Origin of the sequence: Methyloceanibacter marginalis (genome assembly GCF_001723295.1) — a bacterium.
Lineage (GTDB): Bacteria > Pseudomonadota > Alphaproteobacteria > Rhizobiales > Methyloligellaceae > Methyloceanibacter > Methyloceanibacter marginalis.
This window is the reverse complement of the sequence record NZ_LPWD01000445.1, coordinates 1-9,468: the sequence shown is the minus strand read 5'-3', so window position 1 is coordinate 9,468 and position 9,468 is coordinate 1. Positions and strand designations below refer to the sequence as shown.

At 65.8% G+C, this 9,468-nt stretch carries 10 protein-coding genes; 8 read left to right on the top strand and 2 right to left on the bottom strand.

Translation table 11 applies throughout. The features are described 5' to 3' along the window. Window positions 1-135 (bottom strand): P-II family nitrogen regulator (locus tag AUC71_RS15555; protein ID WP_141701764.1); only part of this gene is annotated, 135 nt, incomplete at its 3' end. A 260-nt stretch (window positions 136-395) separates the two neighbouring features. Between AUC71_RS15555 and AUC71_RS15550 the strand changes: the two genes are divergently transcribed. The 7 genes from AUC71_RS15550 to AUC71_RS15520 all read left to right on the top strand — a co-directional run bounded on the left by AUC71_RS15550 (window position 396) and on the right by AUC71_RS15520 (window position 7,557). Beyond that, window positions 396-1,874 carry a bifunctional ADP-dependent NAD(P)H-hydrate dehydratase/NAD(P)H-hydrate epimerase gene (locus AUC71_RS15550; protein ID WP_069624977.1) on the top strand — a complete coding sequence of 493 codons (1,479 nt, stop codon included), beginning with the start codon at window positions 396-398 and terminating at the stop codon, window positions 1,872-1,874. Between the two features lie 114 nt (window positions 1,875-1,988). Beyond that, the gene (locus tag AUC71_RS19820) at window positions 1,989-2,330 is read left to right on the top strand and encodes a hypothetical protein (protein ID WP_069624976.1); all 342 of its coding nucleotides are present in this window, start codon (window positions 1,989-1,991) and stop codon (window positions 2,328-2,330) included. After that, window positions 2,330-4,888: a (5-formylfuran-3-yl)methyl phosphate synthase gene (locus AUC71_RS15540; RefSeq protein WP_069624975.1), complete on the top strand. Its 2,559-nt coding sequence runs from the start codon at window positions 2,330-2,332 to the stop codon at window positions 4,886-4,888. The genes AUC71_RS19820 and AUC71_RS15540 overlap by 1 nt, the downstream gene beginning before the upstream one ends. Before the next feature lie 181 nt (window positions 4,889-5,069). Continuing rightward, window positions 5,070-5,258, top strand: a complete 189-nt coding sequence (locus tag AUC71_RS15535; RefSeq protein WP_069624974.1) for an amino acid kinase family protein — start codon at window positions 5,070-5,072, stop codon at window positions 5,256-5,258. Continuing rightward, entirely contained in the window at window positions 5,255-5,542 is a 288-nt protein-coding gene (locus AUC71_RS15530) for an amino acid kinase family protein (RefSeq protein ID WP_069624973.1), read from the top strand. The genes AUC71_RS15535 and AUC71_RS15530 overlap by 4 nt, the downstream gene beginning before the upstream one ends. 18 nt (window positions 5,543-5,560) lie before the next feature. After that, the gene (locus AUC71_RS15525; protein ID WP_244501004.1) at window positions 5,561-6,997 is read left to right on the top strand and encodes a DUF6513 domain-containing protein; all 1,437 of its coding nucleotides are present in this window, start codon (window positions 5,561-5,563) and stop codon (window positions 6,995-6,997) included. After that, complete coding sequence (locus tag AUC71_RS15520) at window positions 6,988-7,557, top strand: DUF447 domain-containing protein (RefSeq protein WP_069624972.1); 570 nt, start codon at window positions 6,988-6,990, stop codon at window positions 7,555-7,557. The genes AUC71_RS15525 and AUC71_RS15520 overlap by 10 nt, the downstream gene beginning before the upstream one ends. Here the strand turns inward: AUC71_RS15520 and AUC71_RS15515 are convergent. After that, a complete protein-coding gene (locus tag AUC71_RS15515) occupies window positions 7,554-8,594 on the bottom strand; it encodes a GlxA family transcriptional regulator (RefSeq protein ID WP_069624971.1) in 1,041 nt (346 codons plus the stop codon). The two genes, AUC71_RS15520 and AUC71_RS15515, sit on opposite strands and share 4 nt — an antisense overlap. A 367-nt stretch (window positions 8,595-8,961) precedes the next feature. Here AUC71_RS15515 and AUC71_RS20455 point away from each other — a divergent pair, with 367 nt between their 5' ends. Next, window positions 8,962-9,303: an OsmC family protein gene (locus AUC71_RS20455; protein ID WP_204376758.1), complete on the top strand. Its 342-nt coding sequence runs from the start codon at window positions 8,962-8,964 to the stop codon at window positions 9,301-9,303. The last annotated feature ends 165 nt before the right edge of the window (window positions 9,304-9,468 follow it).

Sequence of the window (9,468 nt, the reverse complement as noted above, 5' to 3'; positions counted from 1 at the left end):
AAGTTCGGTCGTGCCCCTTTGCCGGCCGAACCCCTTGGCCTCGGTTACAGTGATGCCCTGTAGCCCAATCTCTTGCAGGGCTTCCTTCACCTCGTCGAGCTTGAAGGGCTTGATGATCGCTTCAATCTTTTTCATTCTTCGTGATACCTCCCAGCAACGCACAGCAGCCCTTCGCCGCGAAGTCGCGCCGCTAATTAAAAGCACTACGCGCCAGCCAAAGCACGCAATGTGCCAACTTTATGTGCGAAAGTTTTTCAAATGATTCCAGCACCATATCGCCTAATCGCAAATTGTGAAGGCGAAATGAATTGGACGAGTGCCCACTATATAGGCGGCGCGCCTAATATTCGTGCAGAAATGCGTCGGACCCGAACGCATCGGCGGAAGGCAAAGCCATGCATGAGCTGTTGACCGCGGAGGAAATGGGACGCGCCGACCGCATCACCATCGAGGGCGGCGTGCCCGGTGCGGTGCTCATGGAGAATGCGGGCCGCGGCGTCGCCGATGAGATTTCGGCGCGGTTTCCCGATGCCTCGACGGTCGCGTTGCTGTGCGGTCCCGGCAACAACGGCGGCGACGGTTTCGTCGCGGCGCGGCATCTCCTGGAGCGCGGTTATCGCGTGCGCCTCGGCTTCGATGGCGACCCGGCCAAGCTCCCGGCCGATGCCGCTCACATGGCGGCACGGTTCAAGGGCGCCGTCGGACCGCTCGGCCCCGATCTGCTTGCCGATGCCGAAGTGATCGTGGATGGGCTGTTCGGGGCAGGGCTTGCGCGGCCGATCGAAGGCAAGCTTGCCGCGCTGATCGACCAAGCCAACGAATGCGGGGCGCCGATCATCGCCATCGACGTGCCGAGCGGCATCGACGGCACGACCGGCGCCGTCCGCGGTACGGCCATAGGTGCCTCCGCAACGGTCACCTTCTTCCGGCGCAAGTCTGGGCATCTCTTGCTGCCGGGCAGGCTTTACTGCGGTGCCGTGCGCGTCGTCGATATCGGCATCCCGGCGCCGTTCTTGAAACCGAGCCTGACACCTTCGCCAATGAGCCCGGCTTGTGGCTTCCCGCGTTTCCCTGGCCCACGGAGGAGGGGCACAAAATATCTGCGCGGTCACGCACTGGTCGCCTCCGGTCCCATGGACGCGACCGGCGCGGCGCGGTTGGCCGCGCGTGGTGCGCTGAGGGCCGGCGCAGGGCTCGTCACCGTCGCCTCGCCGCGCAACGCGCTCGCCGTGAATGCGGCACAACTCACCGCGATCATGGTGCGCGAGGCGGACGGCCCCCAAGGCATCGCCGCGCTGCTTGCCGATCCGCGCAAGAATGCCTTTCTCATCGGTCCGGCCCATGGTGTCGGCGAAGAGACGAGGGCCATGGTGCTCGTGGCCCTCAAGGCGGGACCGGCTGTGGTGCTCGACGCCGACGCGCTGACATCGTTCGCGGACGACAAGGAGGCGCTGTTCGAGGCGATCCGTGCGCGTGAAGCGCCCGTGGTGATGACCCCGCATGAGGGCGAGTTCGCCCGCCTGTTCGGCGATGTTGCGGGAGACTCGAAGGTCGAGAAAGCCCGCGCCGCCGCGTCTCGGGCCGCGCGACCGTGGTGCTCAAAGGCGCGGATACCGTCGCGGCGCCGGACGCAGGCGGTCATCGACGCCAACGGCACCCCGTGGCTCGCCACGGCAGGGTCCGGCGATGTGTTGGGGGGCATGGTTCTCGGGCTGCTGGCCCAGGGCATGAGCGGATTTCTCGGGGCAAGCGCGGCCGTTTGGATGCACGGCCAGGCGGCCAGGATCTTCGGGCCGGGGCTGATCGCCGAGGATCTGCCGGAGATGCTGCCGCAGGTCTTTCGGGGCCTGGAAAGGGACCGGGCGCAGGGCTGACCGCAGCCTGTGGATGGCTCCCAAGGCGGGGCGCGACCGTTTATTGACACACTCCGAGGTTATGGGGGACATGAAGGGTAGCAGCCCTATCGAAGAGGCCGAGCCGACGCCGCCATGGCATCCTTTCGCGCGAAAATTTGTCTGACGCTTGCCGCCGGGTTGGCCGCCGCTGTCGCAGTACTGGGCGCGGCCCAGGCCGAGGATCAGGTTCTGCTGCGCGCCCGCGAAGGCGCCGCGGCCATGATCCGGGGGCAGTTCGAGCGCGCGGTCTCCCTCTATGACGAGGCCTTGGCCACGCCGGACGTTTCCAAATTCGTCCAGGCCAGCATCTACAGCGATCGCGGCGTCGCCAAATGGCGCATGAAGCAGACTCGGGAAGCGGTCGACGACTCAACGAATCCATTCAGCTCTCGCCGGAAAGCGCCACCGTCTACAACAACCGTGGCAACGCGCTGATGGATCTCGGGCATCCTGAGGAGGCCATCAAGGACTTCGACCGCGCTATTCAGCTTCAGCCGTCCTACGGCGCCGCCTATAACAACCGCGGCAACGCCTATGCCGCCCTGCATGACTATGACGCCGCGTTCCAGTCTTTCCGCAACGCCACGACGCTTTTGCCGAAGAGCCCTGCACCCTTCAATGGGCGCGGACGCACGCACACCGAACTCGACCGCTATCACGCGGCCATACGCGACCTGACCCGTGCCATCGAGCTCGACCAGAAATATGCCGCCGCGTACCGCAACCGCGCCGAAGCCAATTTCGCCCTCGGCAATTACGGCGAAGCGGCGGAGGACGCCACCCAAGCGCTCGATCTGGAGCCCGACCGGCCGCAGCCCAAGCTCGTGCTGCTGCGCGCCGAAGCCTACGCCGCCGAGAATCAGTTCCGCGAAGCGATTGCCGACTTCGACCGGGCGCTCGAACTCGACCCCAATTTGATCGAAGCTTACGTGGAGCGCGGCGTGCTGTTCGCCAAGAACAACCGCTACGACGACGCCATCGGCGATTACAATCGCGCCATCGAGATGGATCCTAAGAACGCCAAGGCCTTCGCCATGCGCGCCGAGGCGAAGTTGAAGCAGGACGCGCCGGCTGAAGCGTTGACCGACGTCAACCAGGCGCTTCTCCTAAGCCTTGGCGATCCGCTCGCCTTGCGCATCCGCGGCAACATTTACGAGGCGGAGGAGCGCGTCGGCGACGCCATCTACGATTATCAAAAGGCCCTGACCAAGGACCCGTTCCAGGTCGAATCCCGCGCCGCGCTCGTCCGTCTCGATCAAGAGCTGCCGGCGGAGACCGGCCAGCCGCTCGGCGAGCCCGTCGACGGCTGGGTCGTCAGCGAGCCGTCGCCCGACCGCTACATCGCCACCAACCCGGACTACCGCGGCCTGCGCGCCGAGATCGAGATGTTCGGCAAGGGTCAGCCCAAGATCCTGGAATGGAAGCTGATGCGCGGCGCCCTGTCCGGCATCGGGTTGCTGAAATACTACGCCGGCAGTGTCGGCGAGGACGGCGACCTGGAATATGTGGCCATTATCGATACCCGCGCCAACAAGATCGTCTCCATCGAGCCGGAGCGTTGGGGGTCGAAACCCGCCACCTGGACCTGGCAGGCCGTTTCGGTCGTGGTGACCGATCCGGACGGCCATTCCAACGAGGTTGCTTGCGCAAGGTTCGTCAATCCGCCCCTGTGGCCCGCCGCCAGGACGACGGGTTTTTCGGCGGCCAGAGCCGAAGCCGCCAGAGAACGCAACGCCGCAGCGGTGGTGGCGGCGGCGGTAGCCCCGGCATGCTCGATTGGCTGTTCCGCTGATGCGGATTGCCGGCGCCTGCCAAAGACAGTCATGACCCGGTTTCTTGCCAGCGTGCGCGACCCCGCAGAGGCGGAGACGGTCCTCGCCGCGGGCGCCGATATCGTCGATCTCAAGGACCCGGCGCAGGGCGCACTCGGCGCTGTCGCGCCGGAGATTGTCGAGGCGTGTGTGGCGGAAATCGCGCGCCGCGCGCCGGCGAGCGCCACGGTGGGCGATCTCCCCATGGAGCCGGCCAGCGTTGCGCAAGCGGTGGCGGCGACAGCGGCCTTGGGCGTTGACGATGTGAAGCTCGGCATTCTCCCCGGCGGCGATCCGCAAGGCTGTTTTGCCGCTTTGCGTGCGCTTGACCTGCGCACGGGGCTGATCCTCGTGTTCTTCGCCGACGCTATGCCGGCCTTCGATCCGGTCGCGGCGGCGATCGCCGCGGGCGCACGGGGACTGATGCTCGACACCGCCGGCAAGGGGACGGGCGCGCTCCCCGACCATATGGCCATGGATGACATCGCGCGCTTCGTGGAGGCGGGGCGCTGCGCGGGCCTCATGGTCGGCGTTGCCGGGTCTCTGCGGGCCTCCCATGTGGCGCCGCTGCTCGCGCTTGAGCCCGACGTGATCGGCTTTCGCGGCGCGCTGTGCCGCGACGGGGTGCGGGAGCGCGGCCTCGATCCGCAAGCCTGCCGTCGGATCCGGGCCTTGATCCCGGCGGCTCAGGCCGACGAGCAGCGTTTCCAGGAGCCGCACGCCGCCGCTCTGTGCAGCTTCGGCAAGGCCGTAAGCCTCGACAGGACCGGAGCGAATGATGGAACAGCGACTGGGACGCGTGTCCTCCACGCGCGAAACGGGCGACACCCTGACCGGATTTTCGTGCACGATTACGTGCTCGATGTGGAGATCGGGGTGCACCATAACGAGAAAGGCGTGACGCAGCGCGTGCGCTTCTCCGTCGACATCGACGTCGCGCCGAGCACGGGCGCTCTCGATGACGACATCGCGCGCACCCTCGACTACGACTATGTCATCAACGGCATCAAAGAGATCATCGCCCGGGGACACATCAATTTGGTGGAGACCCTGGCCGAGGAGGTGGCGCGGCATTGCCTGGCCCATCCGCGCACGGCCTGGGTCAAGGTTGTCATCGAGAAGCTCGACAAGGACCCCGGCGCCGTCGGCGTCGAGATCGTCCGGAGGAAGCGGGAGGACTGAGATGGACGCCGCGCTGCAAGGAGCCGCGTCCGTCTCGCGCGCGTCGACCCCCCGTCCTCATCGTGGTCAAGCTTGGCGGCAGCGTCGTCCGTTCAGGCGCGCTTGCCTCCTGGCTCGAGGTCATTGCCGGCGCCGATATCCCCGTGGTGATCGTGCCGGGGGGAGGGCGCTCGCCGACGAAGTGCGCAGCTGCCAGCAGCAGCTTGGATTCGGCGAGGCATCCGCCCATCGCATGGCGTTGCTGGCCATGGACCAGCTTGCCTGGGCCGTCGCGGGCGTCCGCCCCGGCTTCGAAGTGGGCACCGCGGAAGAGGCCTTGCGCGCAATCCTCGGCCGCGGTCTCGTCGCGGTCTGGGCGCCATCGGCGTGATCGCCGAACGCACCGATATCGAGGCCACCTGGCGGCTGACCTCCGACAGCCTGGCGCTTTGGCTTGCCGGCAAGCTCGGCGCCGAGCACTGCTACCTCATAAAGTCGGTCGCAGCAGTGCGCGGCACGAGAAGCGCGCACACCCTTGTGGCCGAAGGCGTGGTGGACGAAGCCTTCCCGGCCATGCTCGCCGACACGGGCGCCGCGCGGCGATGTTCGGCCAAGGCGATCAGCAGGCGCTGGCCGAGGTGCTCGCCGGCGACGCGGCGCACGCCGGACTTCTGATCGAATAGGCTGAAGACCATGGCCGAGAACATTCTGTTTCTGACCGGACATCTGGCGCAGCCTCGCCTGGAAGCCGTGCTCGACAGCATGGACGCGGAGTTCGACTGGAAGGTGTGCGATATCGGCGTGAAGGTCGCGGCGCTGATGACCGAGGAGATCATCCTGCGCCGGCTGGAGTCGGCGGGCGCTGCGGAGAAGATCATGCTGCCCGGCCGCTGCCGCGCCGATCTCGACCGGCTGAGCGCGCATTACGGGGTGCCGGTCGTGCGCGGACCGGACGAGGTCAAGGATATCCCGACCTACTTTGGCCGTGCGCGCAAAGCCTCCGACATGACGCAATACGACATCCAAATCTTCGCGGAGATCATCGATGCCACGACCCTGAGCATCGAGGAAATCCTCGAGCGCGCCGAGGAATACTCCCACAAGGGCGCGAACGTGATCGACCTGGGGTGCCTGCCCGATACGCCGTTTCCCCATCTCGAAGAGGCGGTGGGCGCGCTCAAGAAGCACGGCTACAAGGTCAGCATCGACTCCGCGGACCCGGACGAGCTACTGCGTGGCGGCAGGGCGGGCGCCGACTATCTGCTGAGCCTCAACGAATCCACGCTCCACATCGCCGACGAGGTCGCATCCGTCCCGGTCCTCATCCCCAAGGACCATGGCGACATGGCCTCGCTCAACCGGGCGATGGACGCGCTCGACGCCAAGGGACTGCCATATCTCGCCGACCCCGTGCTCGATCCAATCAATTTCGGCTTCATGCAGTCTCTCGAACGCTATGCGCAGCTTCGCCGGGAGCGGCCGGACGTCGATATTCTCCTCGGCACCGGCAATCTCACCGAGCTGACCGACGCCGATACCACGGGGATCACCGCCGTGTTGATCGGCATCGCGTCCGAGCTCGGGATCAAGAACGTGCTGGTGGTGCAGGTCAGTCCGCATACACGGCGGACCTACGAGGAGCACGACATCGCACGGCGCATGATGTTCGCCTCCCGCGCCGACGCCGAGCTGCCGAAAGGGTACACGGACCAGCTGCTCGGCCTCCACGACAAGCGGCCCTTTCCGCAGACGCCAGAGGAGATCGGCGAGAACGCCGCCGCCGTGCGCGACAAGAATTATCGCATCGAGGTCGGCGAGGATGGCGTGCACATCTACAACCGGGACGGCCACCACGTCGCGCAGGACGTGTTCGAGCTGTTTCCGAAACTGGGGATCGACGAGGACGCGCCGCACGCCTTCTATCTGGCCGCTGAGTTGACCAAGGCCGAGATCGCTTGGCGCCTCGGCAAGCGTTACGCTCAGACGAGCCGCTCGATTGGGCGTCGCCGCCGATTCCCCGATCGACGACAGAACCCGGCTGAAGGATGCCGGACACACGCTGCTTGCGAAAAAGAAGAAGAAGGCGAGCAAGGCCTCATGACGCCGGGAAGGATTGCCCCATGCCGATGATCCGCGAATGCATCGTCACCACGCTGGGTGAGGAGGGCAGGGTGCATATCGCCCCGCTCGGCCTCATCGAGGACGGCGACGGCTGGATCATCGCCCCGTTCCGGCCCTCGGCCACGCTGGACAATCTGCGCACCACGCCGTTCGCCGTGGCGAATTTCACCGACGACGTGCTGGTCTTCGCCGGCTGTCTCACCGGCAACAAGGACTGGCCGACGCGTAGCGCCGCCGAAATCCCCGGCGCCGTGCTCGATGGGTCGCTGGCCCATGCGGAGCTCGCCGTCGAGCGCGTGGAGGAGGACGAGCTGCGCCCGCGCTTCCATTGCCGGATCGTGCATGAAGCCATTCACGCGCCCTTCAGGGGCTTCAACCGCGCGCAGGCCGCGGTCATCGAGACGGCGATCCTCGCCAGCCGCCTCAAGATGCTGCCGCGCGAGAAGATCGAGCAGGAGCTCGCCTATCTCCAGATCGCCGTGGAGAAGACGGCGGGCCCGCGCGAGCACGAGGCCTGGCGGATCCTGGTTGAGAAGATCGAGGACTTCTACAAGCACGCCCCCGCTTAGGGCGAAGGCAGCGCGGGTTCCGCCGCAGAAACGAAAGGCCGGAACATTTTCCGATACTGACCGGGCGTCAGTCCGGTCGAGCGCTTGAACAGTTTGCGGAAGAAGGGGAGGTTCTCGTAGCCGAGATCGGCAGCGATGGTCTCGAACGGAACGTCCTCGGTCTCGAGGCGCCGCTTGGCCTCCTCCACACGTAAGTTCTGCACATAGCCGATCAGCGTTGTACCGGTCGCGGCCTTGAAGCGCCGCTTGACGCTGCGCTCGGGGATACCGGCGATGGTAACGGCCTTGGCTACGGCGTCGGCGTCGCGATAGTGCTCGGCGAGCCACTGCTCGCAGGTCCGTACGACCGAATCCGCATGCGGCTGCGCCCGCACCAGCGCGGCATAAGGCAACTGCCCCTCGCTGTGCCATTTGAGCAGGTAGACCTTGGCAATGCGCAAAGCCTCGCCGGGACTCATATGCCGCGCGATGATGTGCAGCGCGAGGTCGTGCCACGACGTGGTGCCGCCGGCGGTTACGATGCGGCCTGCAGGGTCGGCGAACACCAGCGCGGGTTCCGGCCGGAACCGGACCTGTGGGAATCGGGTCCGGAACAAATCCGCGTAGCCCCAGTGCGAGGTGGCGTCCCTGTTGTCCAGGAGACCCGTCGCGGCCAGCATCACCGATCCCGAGCAGGCCGAGTAGATGGTGCTGCCGTCACGGTAGCGCTCGCGGACCCACGCCAGCAGCGATGGATACCGGCCTGCCATGTCATCGTCGGGCGCAAGCCACAGCTCCGGCAAGATAACGATATCGGCGCGGGGGTCGTCTTCGATACTGAGATCGGGCTGGACCGGAATCCTGTGTCCGCAGGTGAACGGGGCCTTCGATGGCGAAACGATCCGGACATGGATCGTTTGCCGCTGTGGTTCTGCGCCCGCCAATTGCTGCCAGAGCGAGCCGGCGGACGATAGGACGTCGATCATGCCGTAAAGCGCGGAGCCCGCGGTTTCGGGCACGGCGACAATGAGGGCTTCGACGGAAACGGTCTCGTTCATGGGCCGATCTTGGCACGAATCGACCCTTTTTGACGAAAAACGATCTGAGGGCGAGGAGCGGCGTTCTCTACCTTTAGCTCCAGGAGCCGCCGCACGGGTGCGGATGGCGAAATTCCAGGAGGAAGAATATGAGCACGCAACAAGCAATGACACAGCCGGTCACGGTCAATGGCCTCGATGTACAGGCAGCGTTCGAGACGATTGATGCCATCAAGGCCGATCCGGGCTTGGCTAGGTTCCAGTTCCGAGCCGCCAATACGTGGATCAGCGGCGGCACGAACCGCTCCACCATTCGCGACTTCTACGGAGCGGGTCTGAGGACGACTCACGGAAGGAACCGTTCGAGTTCACGAACGGAGAGCCGCCGGTGCTGCTCGGCGACAACGAGGGCGCCAACCCAGTGGAGTTTCTCCTGCACGCCATGGCGGGATGCGCCACCACCACGCTGGTGTTGCACGCGGCGGCACGCGGTATCACGATCCGGCATCTCTCGACGAAGCTCGAAGGGGAGATCGACATGCGAGGGATGCTTGGACTCGATGAGAGCGTGTCCCCGGGTTACGAACAAATCCGCATTCTCATGAAGATCGAGGCGGATTGCTCCGACGAGATGTTGGAAGATCTGTTGGACGTGGCGCGGACCCAATCTCCGGTGTGCAACACGGTCTGCCGCCCGGTTCCCGTCGTGATCGAGCGGGCTGCCGCGTAGGCACCGCGGGGCGCGAACCCTTATGGTCGCGCCCCAACAAGCCGCTCCGGCGCGGCGGCCTTGTACTTCCACCCGTGTCAGGTCGTCCCATCCCTGCTATAATTGCGCGACGGGAGGGACCGGGGGCTGCATGGGGCACAAGTAGCGAAGCTCCAACACTGGAGG

What these genes read in the sequence shown, in the direction of transcription:
- AUC71_RS19820 (WP_069624976.1), top strand. Translation starts at nt 1,989, where the DNA reads ATGGCATCCTTTCGCGCGAAAATTTGTCTGACGCTTGCCGCCGGGTTG.
- AUC71_RS15540 (WP_069624975.1), top strand. Translation starts at nt 2,330, where the DNA reads ATGGATCTCGGGCATCCTGAGGAGGCCATCAAGGACTTCGACCGCGCT.
- AUC71_RS15525 (WP_244501004.1), top strand. Translation starts at nt 5,561, where the DNA reads ATGGCCGAGAACATTCTGTTTCTGACCGGACATCTGGCGCAGCCTCGC.
- AUC71_RS15515 (WP_069624971.1), bottom strand. Translation starts at nt 8,594, where the DNA reads ATGAACGAGACCGTTTCCGTCGAAGCCCTCATTGTCGCCGTGCCCGAA.
- AUC71_RS15520 (WP_069624972.1), top strand. Translation starts at nt 6,988, where the DNA reads ATGCCGATGATCCGCGAATGCATCGTCACCACGCTGGGTGAGGAGGGC.
- AUC71_RS15550 (WP_069624977.1), top strand. Translation starts at nt 396, where the DNA reads ATGCATGAGCTGTTGACCGCGGAGGAAATGGGACGCGCCGACCGCATC.